General features: G+C 61.7%; 17 protein-coding genes. 5 read left to right on the top strand and 12 right to left on the bottom strand.

Features of this window, described 5'->3' with window-relative positions:
- Positions 1–14 precede the first annotated feature (14 nt).
- From C7I87_RS27220 to C7I87_RS27205, 4 genes are read right to left on the bottom strand one after another with little or no spacing between them, the layout of a single operon-like run.
- Positions 15–1,505: an aldehyde dehydrogenase gene (locus C7I87_RS27220; RefSeq protein ID WP_149907124.1), complete on the bottom strand. Its 1,491-nt coding sequence runs from the start codon at positions 1,503–1,505 to the stop codon at positions 15–17.
- Between the two features lie 20 nt (positions 1,506–1,525).
- Complete coding sequence (locus C7I87_RS27215) at positions 1,526–2,200, bottom strand: DUF1028 domain-containing protein (protein WP_149907123.1); 675 nt, start codon at positions 2,198–2,200, stop codon at positions 1,526–1,528.
- Positions 2,197–2,640: a RidA family protein gene (locus tag C7I87_RS27210; RefSeq protein WP_149907122.1), complete on the bottom strand. Its 444-nt coding sequence runs from the start codon at positions 2,638–2,640 to the stop codon at positions 2,197–2,199. The genes C7I87_RS27215 and C7I87_RS27210 overlap by 4 nt, the downstream gene beginning before the upstream one ends.
- A 44-nt stretch (positions 2,641–2,684) precedes the next feature.
- Positions 2,685–3,959 carry a flavin-containing monooxygenase gene (locus tag C7I87_RS27205; protein ID WP_149907240.1) on the bottom strand — a complete coding sequence of 425 codons (1,275 nt, stop codon included), beginning with the start codon at positions 3,957–3,959 and terminating at the stop codon, positions 2,685–2,687.
- A 388-nt stretch (positions 3,960–4,347) separates the two neighbouring features.
- Between C7I87_RS27205 and C7I87_RS27200 the strand changes: the two genes are divergently transcribed.
- Entirely contained in the window at positions 4,348–5,967 is a 1,620-nt protein-coding gene (locus C7I87_RS27200; RefSeq protein ID WP_149907121.1) for a GMC family oxidoreductase, read from the top strand.
- A gap of 118 nt (positions 5,968–6,085) precedes the next feature.
- On the opposite strand, the gene C7I87_RS27195 is transcribed toward C7I87_RS27200, so the two are convergent.
- The 3 genes from C7I87_RS27195 to C7I87_RS27185 form a co-directional block, all read right to left on the bottom strand.
- Positions 6,086–6,844, bottom strand: coding sequence for an ABC transporter ATP-binding protein (locus C7I87_RS27195; RefSeq protein ID WP_246696428.1), 759 nt, complete (start codon positions 6,842–6,844; stop codon positions 6,086–6,088).
- 122 nt (positions 6,845–6,966) lie between these two features.
- Positions 6,967–7,770, bottom strand: coding sequence for an ABC transporter permease (locus tag C7I87_RS27190; RefSeq protein WP_149907119.1), 804 nt, complete (start codon positions 7,768–7,770; stop codon positions 6,967–6,969).
- A 93-nt stretch (positions 7,771–7,863) separates the two neighbouring features.
- On the bottom strand, positions 7,864–8,847 hold the full coding sequence (locus tag C7I87_RS27185; RefSeq protein ID WP_149907118.1) for an ABC transporter substrate-binding protein: 984 nt from the start codon (positions 8,845–8,847) through the stop codon (positions 7,864–7,866).
- Between the two features lie 441 nt (positions 8,848–9,288).
- On the opposite strand from C7I87_RS27185, the gene C7I87_RS27180 reads away from it, so the two are divergent.
- The gene (locus tag C7I87_RS27180) at positions 9,289–9,705 is read left to right on the top strand and encodes an HD domain-containing protein (RefSeq protein ID WP_149907117.1); all 417 of its coding nucleotides are present in this window, start codon (positions 9,289–9,291) and stop codon (positions 9,703–9,705) included.
- 262 nt (positions 9,706–9,967) lie between these two features.
- Complete coding sequence (locus C7I87_RS27175) at positions 9,968–10,225, top strand: hypothetical protein (RefSeq protein ID WP_149907116.1); 258 nt, start codon at positions 9,968–9,970, stop codon at positions 10,223–10,225.
- 47 nt (positions 10,226–10,272) lie between these two features.
- Here the strand turns inward: C7I87_RS27175 and C7I87_RS27170 are convergent, their stop codons facing one another.
- Positions 10,273–10,509, bottom strand: coding sequence for a DUF6894 family protein (locus C7I87_RS27170; protein ID WP_149907115.1), 237 nt, complete (start codon positions 10,507–10,509; stop codon positions 10,273–10,275).
- Between the two features lie 200 nt (positions 10,510–10,709).
- Here C7I87_RS27170 and C7I87_RS27165 point away from each other — a divergent pair, with 200 nt between their 5' ends.
- A complete protein-coding gene (locus C7I87_RS27165) occupies positions 10,710–11,429 on the top strand; it encodes a Crp/Fnr family transcriptional regulator (RefSeq protein WP_149907114.1) in 720 nt (239 codons plus the stop codon).
- Between the two features lie 266 nt (positions 11,430–11,695).
- On the opposite strand, the gene C7I87_RS27160 is transcribed toward C7I87_RS27165, so the two are convergent.
- The 4 genes from C7I87_RS27160 to C7I87_RS27145 form a co-directional block, all read right to left on the bottom strand.
- On the bottom strand, positions 11,696–11,899 hold the full coding sequence (locus tag C7I87_RS27160) for a hypothetical protein (protein ID WP_246696425.1): 204 nt from the start codon (positions 11,897–11,899) through the stop codon (positions 11,696–11,698).
- 90 nt (positions 11,900–11,989) lie between these two features.
- Positions 11,990–13,339, bottom strand: a complete 1,350-nt coding sequence (locus tag C7I87_RS27155) for a PQQ-dependent sugar dehydrogenase (protein ID WP_188394013.1) — start codon at positions 13,337–13,339, stop codon at positions 11,990–11,992.
- On the bottom strand, positions 13,336–13,767 hold the full coding sequence (locus C7I87_RS27150; RefSeq protein WP_149907113.1) for a DUF2231 domain-containing protein: 432 nt from the start codon (positions 13,765–13,767) through the stop codon (positions 13,336–13,338). Before C7I87_RS27150 ends, C7I87_RS27155 begins: the two co-directional genes overlap by 4 nt.
- Positions 13,768–14,123: 356 nt before the next feature.
- Positions 14,124–14,873, bottom strand: a complete 750-nt coding sequence (locus C7I87_RS27145) for a Crp/Fnr family transcriptional regulator (RefSeq protein WP_149907112.1) — start codon at positions 14,871–14,873, stop codon at positions 14,124–14,126.
- Positions 14,874–16,036: 1,163 nt separating this feature from the next.
- On the opposite strand from C7I87_RS27145, the gene C7I87_RS27140 reads away from it, so the two are divergent.
- Complete coding sequence (locus C7I87_RS27140; RefSeq protein WP_149907111.1) at positions 16,037–16,705, top strand: helix-turn-helix domain-containing protein; 669 nt, start codon at positions 16,037–16,039, stop codon at positions 16,703–16,705.
- Positions 16,706–16,814 lie beyond the last annotated feature (109 nt).

Here is a 16,814-nt window from a genome sequence, read left to right as displayed (position 1 = left end):
GTCGCGGCCACTCCTCAGTACTTGATCCAGGTGGTCTTCAGCGCGGTGTATTTGTCGAGCGCATGCAGCGACAGGTCGCGCCCGAAGCCGGACTGCTTGAAACCGCCGAAGGGAGTCATCGGGCTCAGCGCATCGACGGTGTTCACGGAAACCGTGCCCACGCGCAGCCTTTCCGCGAGGCGATGCGCCCGCGACAGGCTGTCGGTCCACAGCGATGCGGCCAAGCCATAGACGCTGTCGTTGGCGATGCGAAGCGCCTCATCTTCGGTGTCGAAGGCGATCACCGACAGGACCGGACCGAATATCTCGTCGCGGGCAAGCGGGTCGTCGGGCGAGACGTCGTCGAAGATCGTGGGCTGCACAAAACTGCCGCGCCCGTCGACAGCGACCCGGTCGCCGCCGGTCACCAGCCGCGCCGACTTCTTGCCCCCATCGATGAAACGCATGACGGTCGCGGCGTGGCGCGCGTCGACCATCGCACCCATCCTGGATGCGGGGTCGAGCGGATCGCCGGGCTGGGTCGCCGTTGCCCGCTGCGCCAGTTTCTCGACCAGCGCATTCTTGATGCCGCGCTCCACCAGAAGCCGGGAATTGGCCGAACATACCTGCCCCTGGTTGAAGAAGATGCCGAAGGCGGCCATGTCGGCGGCCGCATCCAGATCGCCGCAATCGGCGAACACCAGATTGGGGCTCTTGCCACCGGTCTCCAGCCAGACCTGCTTCATGTTCGACTGGCCGGAATATTGCAGGAACATCTTGCCGACGGCGGTCGATCCCGTGAAGGCAAGGCAATCCACATCCATATGGCGGCCAACCGCCTGGCCGGCCGTCTCGCCGAGGCCGGGCACCACATTAAGCACGCCGGCAGGCAGGCCCGCCTCCACGGCAAACTCGGCCAGCCTGAGCGCCGAGAAAGGCGATTGCTCGGCAGGTTTCAGCACTACAGAATTGCCAGCGGCCAGCGCGGGCGCGCATTTCCAGGTCGCCATGTCGAGCGGAAAGTTCCATGGCACCACGGCGCCCACGACCCCAAGCGGCTCCCGCCGTACCAAAGCAAGATCACCCCGGCCTGTCGGCGCCACCTCGTCATAGACCTTGTCTATCGCTTCGGCGTACCACTGGAAGATCGCCGCCGATCCCGGCACGTCGATGGTTGCGGCGTCCTTGACCAGCTTGCCCATATCCAGCGATTCCAGCAGCGCCAGCTCCTGCAGATTCTCGCGCAGCAATTCCGCCAGCCGCAGCAGCACCTGCTTGCGATGCTGGGGGCTCGCTCGCGACCAGACGCCGGCTTCGAAGCTGCGTCGCGCCGCGGCGACGGCAAGGTCGATGTCCTCTTCGCCGCAGGACGCCACCTCGGCGAGCGTTGCTCCCGTCGCCGGATTGATGCTGGCGAATGTCCGGCCGGAGCGCGCCGTCATTGCCTTGCCGTCGATGAACGCCCCGTCTCGAAAACGGATCGCCGACGCCTTGCCGATCCAATCCTTATGACTGAGTTCGCTCATGCTGGCTCCAGATTGCCGGACTACTCGTCACCGGGAACGCCGTAGCTCGGCGCGCCAGACGGATTGAGGGCGCGCGTGACATAGGCATCGAGCTGGGGCTTGTAGATATCCCATAGCGTCGCCAACTGCTCGATCGGACACTCCTCGGTCCAGTCGCAACGCAGGTCGGCGACGGGCCATGACACATCGCGCACCAGCTTCATGCCGGCGGAGCGGACAGGTCCCGCCTCGCCGCCGGCCTCGAGCGCGGCTCGCATGGCGGCGATCAGCCGATCGCCAAGGTGGCCTTCGGACGCAAGGAAGGCGTCGACCATGGCCTGCGGGACACCGTCATTGGCCAGCAAATTGCCGCCGCAGGCGACGTCCTCGCCGCGCGCCTCGGCCCAGATGCCAAGCGCTTTCGGTCCCGAATGGATTGCGGTGCCGCCGGCCGCGTCGACCGCCAGGACCTGCCGGTATTCGCTGAAAGCGGCCGTACGCTTCAGGATCGCGACGGCCTCAGTGGCCGAGGCGCCCCGCGCCATCAGCTCCAGCGCTCGTGGCCCGAGCAGCGGGTCCGTGACGTTCTGGCTGGCAACCGCCCCAACGCCTGCCTGCGCATAAGCGCAGCGGGCCGCGACCGCGGGCGATGACGAGGATACCGCCACTCCGAACATGCCGGTGCGCCTGCACCGCGCGACGATGGAGAAGGTCATGGCGCCCGGTCCGGGATGATGGCATCATCCGGAATGACGGCGGTGCCGTCGATCTCGACCAGCCATTCCGGCCGTGCCAGGGCCGACACGACGAGGCCGGTCGAAACCGGATAAACGCCTTTGATGTATTCGCCCATCGTCCGGTAGACGGCTTCGCGATGGCGTACATCTGTCAGGTAGATCACCACCTTCACCAGATGCTCCATCGTCCCACCGCATTCCTCGATGAGCTGCTTGATATTCTGCATGACCTTGTGGGTCTGCTCGACCGGATCGTGGCTGCCGATGTTCTTGGCGGTGTCGAGATCCTGCGGGCACTGGCCGCGCAGATAGATCGTGCGGCCGCCCCGCGTGACGACCGCCTGGCAGAGATCGTTGTCGAGCTTCTGCTCGGGATAGGTGTCCTTGGTATTGAAGGTGCGAATTCGGGTATGCGCCATGTTGGTCTCCATCAGGTCAGGCTCGCAGCTTTCGTCGGCCTTGGTCAGGCGTCCACGGGCACGCGCTTCGCGGCGGCATGGTAGGCCAGATATTTTCGCTGCGTTGAGATACGGTCGGCCACGTGCTTGGCGTCGTGCCATACACCCCAGATGAAACTCGATCCTCTCCGCGACTGCCAGGGCAGCCCCAGGAAATAGATGCCGGGCTCGGTCGAGACGCCGCGCTGATGCCTCGGCCGGCCCTTCTCGTCAAAGGCGTCGACCTTCAGCCAGCTGTAATCGACGGCGAAACCCGTCGCCCAGATGATCGCCGTTATCCCGGCCTCGGCCAGGTGCAGTTCGCCGATCGGATTGGTCATGCATTCCGGATCCGGTTGGATCCGGCGGGCGGTGGGCTCTTCCGGAAGGTCGAGACCGTTGCGCGCGACATAGGCGTCGGCTTCATCCAGCAACGACATCAGATTGGCATCGCCGCGGGCAATGTTTTTCGCAAGATCAGGCGCGAAGCTCATCACGCCGTCCTGGTAGGTCCTTGTCATGCCGACCAGGGTAAGTCCCTGCGCGGCCAGACGGCGGAAATCGATCGTTTCACCGCCGCGCGCGCCGCTCACCGCGATTGTGACATGTTCCGTGCCAGGCCCCGGGGTTTCGAGGTCCCATTTGCCGAGAACGCCCAGCCACCAACAGAAGTCGCGCCCGCGATAGGCCCGCGGCGGGCGGTCGTGCGGGCCGACCGAAAGATAGACGCGCCTTCCCGCACGCTGGAGCTCGTCCGCGATCTGCACGCCCGACGATCCCGCCCCGACCACCAGCACGGCGCCTTTCGGCAATTGCGCGGGATTGCGATAGGCGCTGGAATGGATTTGCAGGATGCCCGCCTCCTCGGGGACAACGGGCGGAATGACGGGGATCTGGAATGGTCCCGTCGCGGCGACGATGCTGTTGGCCTCGATCACGCCATCGGAGGTCTCGACGCGGAAGCCGGGCCGACCGACATTTCTTTGCACGAGCCTGACCTCGACGCCGCTGCGGATCGGCGCATTGATCTGCTTTGCGTAAGCGACAAAATAGTCGGCAACCTCTTCCTTGGAGGGAAAGCCATCGGGGCCTGTCACGGGAAATTCCATGCCTGGGAAGCGGTCGTGCCAGGCCGGGCCATTGGCAACCAGGGAGTCCCACCGCTGCGTGCGCCAGCGCTCGGCAATGCGGCCGCGTTCGAGAACGAGATGCGGAACCCCGCACTTGCTCAGGTGCTCGCTCATGGCCACCCCCGCCTGGCCGCCGCCAACGACAAGCGTGTCTATCGTCTCAACCGACATGCCCAGTCCTTTTCTGACCATCCGACAGCTCCTGCCGCACGGGGATGAAACCGATTTCCGGCGGCTGGCAAACGCAGCCGGGGTGATCGATTTCGCCGTGTTCCGGATAAGCCGTTGCGCCATCCGGTCGTCTCGCTATTGGTGCTCACAAGTAGCAGCACGTGCCGGTGGGCGCCCATAACGAATCTCCGAAGTCACGCGTAACCATTTCCGAATTTCTCGCGCCGATAGACGCATCTAGAGTTTCAACGGTCGGATCCGCAGCGCCGCATGAGGTGGCGGGCGAAGCCGGGCATGGGTCGGCACGAAACCGGTTGCGGAACAGGATGCGCGCTCACAGCGGCCGGTTCCGCGATGTCTTAAGCGCCGGCATTCTCGAGGGGCCGGCATGAAGATTGAGAGCTATGATTACATCGTCGTCGGCGCGGGTTCGGCCGGCTGCGTCGTGGCCAATCGGCTGAGCGCCGATCCGTCGGTCAAAGTGTGCCTGATAGAGGCCGGCGGCAGCGACGACAGCCTGCGGGTAAAGGTGCCAGCAGGCATTCTGTCGCTCTATGGCAACCCGAATTACGACTATTGTTTCGTCGGCGTGCCACAGCCCCATCTCAACAACCGCGGCATTCCGGTCAACCGGGGCAAGGCGCTGGGCGGATCGAGCTCGATCAACTCGATGGTCTATATTCGCGGCGCTGCGCAGGACTATGACGAATGGGCCGGGCTCGGCTGCGCCGGCTGGGCCTACAGCGATGTGTTGCCCGTGTTCAGGAAGCTGGAGCGCAACCTGATCGCCCAGGACCCGCGCTATCACGGCACGGACGGCGAGCTTATGGTCGACAATCCGCGCGATCCGAACGCGCTTTCCGGCATGTTCGTCAGGGCTGGCGAACGTGCCGGCCTACCCGCCAATGAAGACTTCAACGCCGAGAGCCAGTTCGGCGTCGGGATCTACAACGTCACGCAGAACCGGGGCCAGCGCTTCAGCAGCTTCACCGCTTTCATGCGCCCGGTGCTCGATCGCAAGAACCTGACGCTGCTCAGCGCATGCGAGGTGATCGGCATCGTCATCGCCGAAGGGCGCGCGACTGGACTGCGCGTGCGCCATGACGGCCAGCAAAAAATACTCGCGGCCAGCCGCGAGATCGTGCTCTGTGCGGGGGCCATCAACTCGCCCAAAATCCTGATGGCGTCCGGCATCGGCCCCGCGGACGAGCTGCGGCAGATCGGCATCGACCCGGTTCTCGACCTGCCCGGTGTCGGCAAGAACCTGCAGGACCATGTCGACGGCATGATCACCGTGCGCTCCAGGAGCACCAGGACGCTCGGTCTGTCGCTTGCCAACCTGCCCCGCATCGCGGCAGCGCCCTTTCAGTACTTCGCGCGCCGCAAGGGCATGCTCACCACCAATTATGTCGAGGCCGGCGGCTTTGCGAAAACCAGGCATGCGAACGGTCTGCCCGACATCCAGTTCCACTTCGTGCCGGGCTATCGCAGCCATCGCGGCAGGCTCATCGAATACGGCCACGGCTACGCCATTCACACCTGCGTGCTCAGGCCGAAAAGCGTGGGCGAGATCAGATTGTCACGGGACAGTTCTCGCCGCGACGTTCTCATCGACCACCGCTTCTTCGCAGATGAAGACGATGCCAGGGTGCTTGTCGAAGGCATCAAGATCGCGCGCAAGATTCTCGCCGCATCCGAGTTCGATCCGGTGCGTGGCAAGGAAATGCTTCCGGGCAAGGATGTCCGCAGCGACGACGAGATCCTCGCCTATCTGCGCGCCGAAGCGCTGACCGTCTACCACCCTGTCGGGACCTGCAAGATGGGGACGGACGCGATGACCGTCGTTGATCCGGCGACGCTGAAAGTGCGAGGCGTGGACGGGCTCCGGGTCGCCGATGCGTCAGTCATGCCGAAGCTGATCGGCGGCAACACGAACGCGCCAAGCATGATGATCGGACAGAAGGCCTCCGAGATGATCCTGGGCTCGGCGCATCACGGCGAAAGATAGGGAGCGGCCTCACCTATCGGGCGGCTCAGCGTTTGGTCTCGCCGAACTGCGCCAAACCGAGCATGTCGTTCTCCCAAACCGCCGCATACCCTCGGGTCTGGCGTTTGGGCGACGTATATCAATGATCCTCGTCGATCTCGTCGTGCAAAAGGCCGAGGATGCGGCGCTTGAGCGCGATGAATTCGGGCTCGAGGATCACGTCCATCGAGCGCGGCCGGGGGATGTCGACCTTGATCTCGGCCTTGATCTTGCCGGGCCGGGCCGTCATCACCAGGACGCGATCGCCCAGGACGAGCGCCTCGTCTATATCGTGGGTAACGAACAGCACCGTCTTTTGCTGCCGCTCCCAGACGCGCAAAAGCAGTTTCTGCATGGTGCCGCGCGTCTGGCTGTCGAGGGCGCCGAAAGGCTCGTCCATCAACAGAACGGCTGGATCGTTCGCAAGGGCGCGTGCGATCGCCACGCGCTGCTTCATGCCGCCGGAAAGCTGAGCGGGGTAATGATCGGCAAACGGCGCGAGGCCGACTTCGTCGAGATACTGGTCGACGATCTGCCTGCGCTGCCCCGCCGGCAGGCCCTTGCGCTTGGGCCCATACTCGATGTTGGCGCGCACCGTGAGCCAGGGAAACAACGTGTAGCTCTGGAACACCATGCCTCTGTCGGGGCCAGGTTCGATCACTTCCCTGCCATCGACCTTGATGGTGCCAGAAGTCGCGTCATTGAGGCCGGCCGCAAGGTAAAGCAGGCTGGATTTGCCGCATCCCGAAGGGCCGACAATGACGCAGAATTCGTTCTTGGCTACCTTCAGCGACACATCATCCAGTGCCAGCACGCCGTTGGCGTCGCCGTAACGCAATGTCACGTCTTCGATGGCCATCGTCGTGCCGGTCGAGGGCGGATCGCCGGTCGTCGAGGCCGTGCCGGCCAGATCGTTCGCCTTGATGGACTCGCTCATTGCTACCCTTGATCCGACTGCGGTTTGCGAGGTTGCGTTCAAAATCAGGGTGCCCATGGCGCGACCCTCGCCCGGATAATGCGGAATGCCGTATCGGTGATGAGGCCCAGAAGCCCGATCGCGGCGATCGCCATGAAGATCACATCGACCTGGAAACCTCGCATCGCCTTCAGGCTGATATAGCCGAGGCCGCTCGACGCGGCGACGAGCTCGGCCACGACCAGATAGGTCCAGGCCCAGCCCATGGTGACGCGAAGCGTGTCGAGGATGGTTGGGAGCGCAGATGGGAAGATGACGTGCCACACGGCTTCGCTGCGCTTGGTGCCAAGAGTGTAGGAGGCGTTCACCAGATCCCTGGACACGCTGCGCGCGCAGTCGGAAATCATCACGAGCTGCTGAAAGAAGGTACCAAAGAAGATGACTGCTATCCGCTGTTCGATACCGATGCCGATCCAAAGGATGAACAGGGGAACGAAGGAGGTCACAGGCAGGTAGCGGATGAAGTTGACCAAGGGCTCCAGCGGCGCCTGCACCACCCGGTAGGTCCCCATCCACAGCCCGAGCGGCACCGAGATCAGCGAGGACACGATGAAGCCCAGGATCACCACCTTGGCGCTGGTCAAAGTGTGGTAGAAAAGGCTGCCGTCCAGGGACATGCGATAGGTCGTCTGCAGCACGGTTCCGGGTGTCGGCAGGAACATGTTCGGCACGACGCGGCCATAGGACAGCAGCGCCCAGCCGCCGATCACGACCACCCACATAGCCAGCGCGAGTGTCGTTGCCGTGCTGGCGGGTATGTTTGCGAATGGGGTCGTCAGGCGCGTCCACGCCGTCCGCCTCTGTGCCATGGGATGGCCTCCGTTGATCTTCCGAAGCGCGAAGCTTTGGCCTGTCGAGAAAATCGGGGCGGCCCAGGCGGACCGACCCGATTTCTCGAAGGCTCACTGTTCCCTGATGAAATCGGTGTCGAGGATGGTTTTCGCGTCGATCGTCATCTTGAGCTTGCCGGCCTTGCCCCAGATGTCTTGTGCGAAGCTCACCAGGTCGGACGCCTCGCTCTTCTGCGGCGTGCCGAAGAATTCCAGGTTGCGATCGCGGTCGTAGTAGCGCACGCCCTTGGCGCCGGCGGCGAAATCCTCGGGCTTTTCGAGATAGCCGCCAATGCCCTTGGCCATGATCTCATAGGCCTTTTCCGGATTGGCCTTGATATACTCGACCGCCTTGTAATAGCCCTTGACGAGGGCCTTTACGTCCTCGGGATGCTTTTCGATCAGATCGCATTTGAGGGCGATCACATCCACGATCAGGCCGGAGGTGGTCGTGGAATCGATCAGCACTTTTCCCTTGCCGCCCTTGCGGACTTCGGTGAGGTGCGGCTCCCAGGTCACGGCGGCGGGAACCTGCCCGGCGATGAAGGCTGTCGCCGCGTCATCGGCGGTCATGTTGGTGATGGTGACGTCGTCCTCGGTCATGCCTTCCTTTTTCAGGAGCACGTTGAACCAGAATTCGGAAACGGAACCCTCGTTCAGGGCCACCTGCTGGCCCTTCAGATCCTTGAGCGACTTCACGTCGGGCTGCGTCACGACGCCATCACCGCCGTGGCTGTCGTCGAGCGCCAGGACGTATTTGAAACAGAGATCGTCGGAGCGATATTTCATCAGCTCGTCGACGGTGGAGGCGGCGCCATCGAGGTCGCCGCCAGCGACCGCCGCCATGTAGAGCGCCGATTCTTCTATGACCTTCAGGTCGACATCGACGCCGGCCTCCTTGAAATAACCAAGGTCGCGAGCAAGAAACAGCGGCCCGTAGCCTACCCAGGTCGTCATGCCAAGACGAATGGCGCCCGCGTTGGCAGGAGCGGCAAGCCCCAGGCCCAGCAGGCCTGCGCCGACCGCGCTCATCAGGCAATTTCGGAATGTCTTCATTGTCGTGGTTCCCCTATGGCTGTTTGCCGGCATCGGCCTCAAGCGGCGTTTGCCGCTGTGTTTCGGCAGCCGCTCTTGTTTGGGCGTCGCCTCCCAGCGAGCCTTGCGTGTTCTTAGGTCCGCAAGAGAGCATCCGGACTGGATCGCAAAAAGAAGTCTTTTTCTGCCCATTGCTTCGTCGAAACCGAAGCGGGCCGATGGCTGATCGGCAGCCTGGTTCTAGACCCCCGGACAGTCCATTTCCGCCGGCCCCGTCGACGGAAGCGGCCTCGATGCCATGGAAAAGGCGAGCGCCCAGCGCGGGAACTCGCTCCTGCAAAACACAGGAACCGACGCCGGCGACCGGCGTTTTGCCGCGGCGTGGACTTGCCGCACCGCGAAACCTGGGAGCGGTGCCTGAGGGCAATGCGGCCCGCTGGGGACAGGGCGGAGATGGATGCGATGAGTATTTTCTATCGGGCGGCCAAGATTGCGGAGCAGGCGCATGCGTCGCAGCACGACAAGACAGGAAGACCCTATATCGACCATTGCCGTCGAGTGGTCGACGCCGTCGAGACGATGGACCAGAAAGTCGTCGCCTATCTGCACGACGTCCTGGAAAAGGGCGAAGGCTGGAGCCGGACCAGGCTCGAAGAGGCGGGCTTTGGACCGACGATCGCCACCGCCGTCGACGCCATGACGCGCAGAGACGGCGAGGACTATTTTGCATTCGTAAGGCGGGCCGCATCGAACCGATTGGCGCTGCCGGTAAAACGGGCAGACCTGACCGACAACATCTGGCAAGCGCGGCAGATCGGAGCACCCGCGGCCAAATACGAAGAAGCTCTGCGCATTCTCGATGACGAGTTCACCAGGTGACAGGAGCGCCCGGATGCTGACGGCAATCGCGCCATGGCACATGCGGCGTGCGCCAGGGGTCGATGCCAGTAGCCCGCGGTTTCAGGCAAGATGCGTGTGGATTACGGGAACTAACCCGCTTGGTAATTTTCGTACAGAGGTTTTTTCGTGACTCGCCGGCGCGAGCAGTTCTATGAATCCGGCGATCGATCCGCGTCCGGCATGCCTTCTGATGCGCAATGCCTGATTGCCTTCGGGCCGTTTCGAGACCAAGGTGACGCCCATGCGGGAATTGCCGAAAGACATTGACGCCGATGTGGTGATCGAAATCAGCAGATTGCTGGACGACAGCCCCCTTTTCACGCCTGTCCGGGTTCATCAACTTACAGCAAGGGTAAGGCAAAAAGTGAAGACCGGTTTGCCGGATCGTTCGATCGAAGAGCTGATCGTCGAAATGGCCTCCTTGCGTCAGCTGGCGATGGCCTTCGAGCTGCCCGGATCGGAGAATGTGGTGCAAATTCCAGAGCGTCTGCTGCGCTGACCGGGATGCGTTCGACTGAAACGGCTTCGAGGCTGTCCAGGTCTAGGTCATGCGCTCCATCCGGCGGTCAGGACAAGCGATGCCTCGAACACCTGGGCGCCCGCCTCATCGCGCACCTTGACGGTGATCTTGACCAGATCGCGATCCGGCATTTCGTCGCGAGCGACATCCTGCAAAATGCGAATGGCTTCCGCCCTAGCTTGTTCTTGCGATTCGAATGGCTGGCCATCGTCGTCCGATACGAGGCCATCACCGTTGTAAAGGTCGAAATAGTACCGTTTCATTTCGGGGCAGCCTTGGACACCTCTAGCGTGCTAAATACCTGGGGGCGCTGGTGGTTCCCTGCCCGCTCCGGCGCCAGCGCCAAAATACGCGGAGGCCGCCAATTGATAGTGTCCGCCATCTTCCGAAGGGTCCGGCTGCCATCCTTGCGTCCGAGACGACCGGCGATCGGCGTTTCAACCCCGATCGCTTCGAGGCTATCATGTTAGAGTCCCTCTACCTGCAACTCGGCCAGCACGACACTCTGTCGGATGACGAGAAGGCCTTGTTGGCCCAAACGGTTTGTTTCGGACGGGAGTTCGAAAAGGGGCAGGATCTGGTCGCAGTGGGGTCCCGGCCAAGCTATAGCACCATGCTGCTGGATGGCCTGGCGGCACGCTATAAGGTGCTTGAGGACGGCGGCCGGCAGTTCACGTCCTTGCAGGTGCCCGGCGACTTTGTCGATCTCCACGCCTTTTTGCTCAAGACCATGGATCACGGTATCGTCGCACTCGCCCCTTGCCGGGTGATGTTCGCGGATCACAACAAGCTGAAAGCCATCACCGAACAGGCTCCTCACCTGGCCCGGCTGTTGTGGCTCGACACGCTGGTCGACGGCGCCATTCATCGCGAATGGATCGTGGCGATGGGCCGCCGCTCCAAGACATCGCATCTGGCCCATCTCATATGCGAACTGTTCGTACGCCTGCAGGTGGTGAAACGCACCGACGGCATGAGCTTCCATCTGCCGCTGTCACAGGCTGAAATGGCCGACGTGCTCGGGTTGTCGGTTGTCCATATGAACCGGGTGATCGGTGGCTTGAAGAAGATCAAGGTGATCACCTGGACGAACCATACGGTCACTATTCTGGACTGGGAGCAACTTGCCGGGATTGCCGAGTTCGACCCCACCTATCTGAGCATGAACAGCGAACCGAGATAAACGGCCTTGGCCCAATTTGCGGCGCGGCTTTTCTCTTCAAAAAACTGAAACCTTCTCGGTGATCAAGCCCTTCAGATCTGCATCCGGTCGCTCTGTAGCGGCCCGCTCCCGCAGCGAGGCCATGGCGGCTTGCATCACGAAAAAGGGCTGTCCTGCAACTCGTCGAGAATGGCATCCACCGACGCGGCGACGTTTGTCGGTTCGGCATTTGCCGACACGGCCTTTGGTCCGTCCGAACTGCCTGCCCCTATTTGGCGTGGCAGGTATTAAAGGCGCTTGATGCCAGCCAGCTTCAAGCGAAGCCTTTGGCCCTCGGCGTAGGCCAGGGCGAAGGATTCAAGCTCGAATTGGCAGGTGGTTTCCTGACCGTCGCCGATCACGCGGACGAACCATTCGCCGCATCCTTCGACGACCTCGATCTGGGTTCCGACTTTGCTTTTGTGTTGGGCATTCTGCACGGCTTCCTCCAAGCATCAGCCAAGGCGGAATTTTCGCGCGAAACCGAGGTTCTGTCATTTAAATTTGATGACTTTGACGGTGCGATTTTTACCAGATCGTACCTACCGGGCAGCGGCGGTCACGCGCCAGACCGTGTTTCCAACATCGTCCGCAATCAACAAAGCACCCGACTTGTCGACGGCGACGCCCACGGGCCGCCCATGTGCCTTGTTGTCATTGTCAAGGAAACCGGTGACGACGTCCTGAGGCTTGCCGTCGGGATGACCTCCATTGAACGGTATGAAAACGACCTTGTAGCCGTTGAAACGCTTGCGGTTCCAGCTGCCATGTTCGCCGACAAACGCGCCATTGCGATAGGATTCAGGCAGGTTGGTGCCGGTGTAAAATGCCAGGCCCAGGGGCGCGACATGGGAACTCAGTGCATAGTCCGGGGGGATCGCCTTGGCGACTAGGTCCGGCCGCTGCGGCATCACCCGCGGATCGACATGCTGGCCATAGTAGCTGTAGGGCCAGCCATAAAATGCGCCGTCCTTGACCGAAGTCATGTAGTCGGGAACCAGATTGGGGCCGAGTTCATCGCGCTCGTTGATAACCGCCCAAAGCGCTCCGCTCTGCGGCTCCCAGCTCAAACCGTTGGGATTGCGCAACCCGCTTGCGAAAATACGCGAACGGCCTGTCGCCCTGTCGACCTCCCAGATGGCGGCGCGGTCCTTTTCCGCCTGGATGCCGTTCTCGGTGATGTTGCTGTTGGAGCCGACGCCGACGTAAAGCAGCGATCCGTCCAGGCTGGCGACGAGAGACTTGGTCCAGTGGTGATCGATCGGGCCGCCGGGCAGCGGCGTCAGCACGGTGCCTGGCGCGGTGATCTTGGTATCGCCTGGCGTATAGGGATAACGCACGATTGCATCCGTGTTGGCGACATAGAGGTCATTGCCGACCAGAGCCACGCCGAAGGGCGAATCGAGATGGTCGAGGAAGACGTCCTGGACATCGGGCACACCATCGCCGTTCGTATCGCGCAGCAAGGTTATGCGGTTGCTTCCCTCGGTGCTGCCACCGGAGGTCGCCATGGACTCGATCCAGCCCATGATCAGGTCCTTCGGACGCTTGATCGCAGCGGCGGGCGGCGCCACGGACTCAACCACGAGAACGTCCCCATTCGGTAAGGTGTAGAGCGAGCGCGGATGCTTCAATCCCTTGGCGAATGCCTGGATCTGCAAACCCTTCGCAACCGTTGGTTTCTCGTCCTGTTTCCAGCCAATGATCGAAGCTACATGCATCGGCGGAACCAGATATTGCGTCGGTTCAGGCAGTATCGGGTTCGGCCCGACCTGGCCGCTTGGGTCTGGGTCGTCGTTGCTGCAGGCAGGCAATGCCAGAAGCGATCCGCACAACAGGCCTAACCCTACGGCACGCCGGATGTGTGCGTTGGAAACCTGCATGGTGTTCATTCGACCACCTCCACGCGAGCGCGGCCGGTGCTCCATCCCAGAAGCCACACGAGAAGCAAGACGATCACGGCCGCTGCGGAGAGGATGAGCCCCGTCGGCACGACCGACGTCCAGGCGTCACGGCTATGCACCAGCGCGTTGAAGAACGACAGCACAAGCACCACGAGGCTGCCGAACAGATACACCCCGCGCACACGGAAAATACGACGGGTGAAGAAATCGACAAGTGCCGCAATCACCGCAAGCGCGCCCATCACCAGGCCAGCCAACAGCAGCCACGCCGAAAAATCGGCCCACATCATCTCAGTGGTTCGCCAATAGGTCAGGTCGGTCAGGAGCGTGCCGATGAAACAGGCATTGGCGACCGCCATTGGCGTCCGATGGATGGGACGCGCGGCGACCACCGGTATCGATCGCGAACTGACCATGCACCTTCTCCGCCCTGCTCCAGATGGAACCTGGGCTTCAAACAAACCTGGAGTTGAGTGGTTCCGGGAACAGTTTTCGTTCAAGGACTTGTGATTGCCTGACCAAGGCCGATCAATGACGGTTATGAACAGCGCCGGCGAAGCGTGGGCATGCAAAGCTTCGTACGCTTCTTACCAACCCTTTGACCTTTATTGTCAGTCATCCCTGGACGACTAGATTCGTTAGGCGGCGTCTCCAAATCATGCCGCAATGGCCGACGCGGGCTTAGGCAATGTGCCGTCACCGGCATCGTCGCGTCGGCCATTCCCGCAATTCCGGAAGGCAATCCCGGCCCGCAACCCGACAATGGTGGTGGTCAGCCGAGCGGACGGTCCTGCCTCGAAGGGTTCTTTGAGCCGAGGTCCCCGACCAGCCGGCGGTATTGCAGTTCGGGAGGACCGTAAGAGTCCCGCGCCAGCGTCATGAGACCTTGCCGGTCCCGGATGGTGATTTCGCCGCGGCGAGCACGGATGTAGCCGTAGCTCTCGATTGTCTGAAGCCCGACAGTAACTCCGGGGCGCCTGACGCCCAGCATGATCGAAAGGAATTCATGGGTTATCATAAGCCTGTCGCCGACGGTCCGGTCGCTGCACATCAGAAGCCATCTCGCCAGCCGGACCTCCAGGCTGTGCCGCGCGTTGATCGATGCCGTGTAGCTCGTCTGGATGTGGAGATACTGGACGTAGCGCAACAGGAACGGCCGCAAGGTAGGGCTGTCTTCCAAGGCTTCGACGAATGGCGCGGCGCTCATCCGTAGCGCTTCGCTCGTCGACTGGATGTAACAATCGAAACTTGCCAGGTCGTCGCCCATGATCAGCGCCGAACCGGTCATGCCTTCAAAGCCGATTATTCCCACCTCCGCTTCGGCCGTCGCCGAAGCCTTGGCCACGACCGATGCGATGCCACTCTCCAAGAAATAGACGGCTTCGATCTTTTGGCCTTCGTTCTCCAACGGCGATCGCAACTCCAGAAAAACACTCTTGAGATGCGGCCGCAGCCGCTCGAAATCGTCCGCGCTCATCCGGCGCAACAACTCGCTCTTGGCCTGCAAAGCCTTGCGATCCATGAGATGCTCTCCACTTGGGCAAGAGCACTATGATCTCTCGGCCGGCCGCGCCCCTCGAACGAGCGGACGGTGGCAAAACATAGACTGTCCCACCCGGCCAGCACTAGGCAGGCGGCCGTGTCGGTATGAAACCGACAATAGCTGCTGTGGAAAAATCGCAAGTTTGGTCGGCTATCCATCCTTCGCCAGAAGGCGAGCTTCCCTGAGGATAGAGGCGCGGTCGAACCCTACCAGCAACACTATGTCACGTATCTGCTGTTCCGTAGCGCCCGATTCCCGAGCAAGTGCACGCACGGCTTCGGTTGCTAGACTGGGGCGCTCAGGGTCTTTCGCCATGACATCCTAGCCTCACGCTGGGGCAGGAGTGCGATGGTCGCTCCCAAGCGTCAACGCCCGTATCGTGCTGCTGACGACCTCCTTTTGTACGCTTTCATACAGAACTTGGCGAATCAATTCGAACCGAGCCCGTTCGGCGGTTACATCGTGCCCGGCTTGTCTTCGCCCAGAAGCTCTTTGCAGACGACATCTGCCGGGCTTCGATCGGCTGGTGAATGCCCTGTTGCGCTTCCTGGCGCGGAGCGCATCGTCGCTGCGAAAAAGGGCTTCGAAGGAGGCCTCTGCCGAAGTGGCGACCATCGACGTCCCGCCCCGGCGATCACGGCTGCCGTCAAAACTCGACCGCACCCGGCGCGACGCAGCCAAAACGCGGTCGCACAGGATTAGGGTCAGTAGCGCTAAACAGAAAATTCAATAACTTAGGAAAGCCCGATGGTACCGTTGGCAGGGATCACCTCCTACCCTATCCCTCTGTTTTATTTGCTTTTTATCGGAACTCATGACCGATTTGTATCACAATACGCAGCACATTTACTGCTGCCTCGTGAGCGCAACCAGAGGTACGCAGTGGAACCCGCTATATAGTGGCTGTGCGGTCACGCCTTCTGGGCCTCATCGATCTCGGCCATCAACAAGCGCGAGGCGCCAGCCATGCCGCCGCCGATGATAAGAACGTCCCCCATAGCCTCTCTCGCGCAAGCGCCGGCAGCCAAGCAGAATTTTTCTGATCGGTCAAACCTCTTTCCTATGATAAAGGCGGCGCCGCTTGCGAGTCGACTTTGTTGGGTCTCAACCCTAGACTGTTGCCAATGTCGAAAGGGTCCGCCATGAGCGATTCGAAGCCAAGTCTGGGAGAATGCCTCAAAGTTTTGCGCCGGGAGCGGGGCTGGACACTGACTCAGGTCGCCCAGATGTCGGGGCTCGCCATCTCGACCTTGTCGAAGGTCGAGAACAACCAGATGTCGCTGACTTATGACAAGCTGCTGCAGCTTGCCCAGGGGCTCAAGGTCGACATAACCGAACTCTTCGGCGTGAGAAAGGCCAGCGTCTCTCCCATCGCACATGGCGCGCGTGCCGTCAGCCGGCTTGAGGACGGGCGGATCGTCGAGACTCCCAACTACGTCTATCGCTTTCTATGCACGGAGCTGTCACGCAAGGAAATGATCCCCATGCTGGGGGCGATCACCCAGCAAAGCATCGAAACGTTCGGGGAGCTCATCCGCCATCCCGGCCAGGAGTTTACTTATGTCCTCGAAGGCGAAGTCGAGCTGCACACCGACGTGTACGAGACGCTGAGGCTCAAGACAGGAGAGTCGGTCTACTTCGAAAGCACAATGGGACACGCCTATGTCAGCGTCGGCGACACGCCTGCCCGGATCCTGTGCGTGTGCACATCGACATCCGGCCAGTCTGAGCAGACCCTCATCAACGGTGCCAAAAACGTGCGCCCTCATGACGAGCGCGAGACTGGCGAACCGGAAATGACACTTGGCTAAATAGAAAATCGCTTTCCTATCAGAAAAATCGGCTTGCCATCCGAAATGCGGGTGTTAGCGTGGGCGAAAGGCATCCCTCGGTCCGTCCCGTAAGAGATGCAAAACACAA

Origin of the sequence: Mesorhizobium sp. SARCC-RB16n (genome assembly GCF_008520305.1) — a bacterium.
Lineage (GTDB): Bacteria > Pseudomonadota > Alphaproteobacteria > Rhizobiales > Rhizobiaceae > Mesorhizobium.
This window is presented reverse-complemented; position numbering and strand designations above follow the sequence as displayed.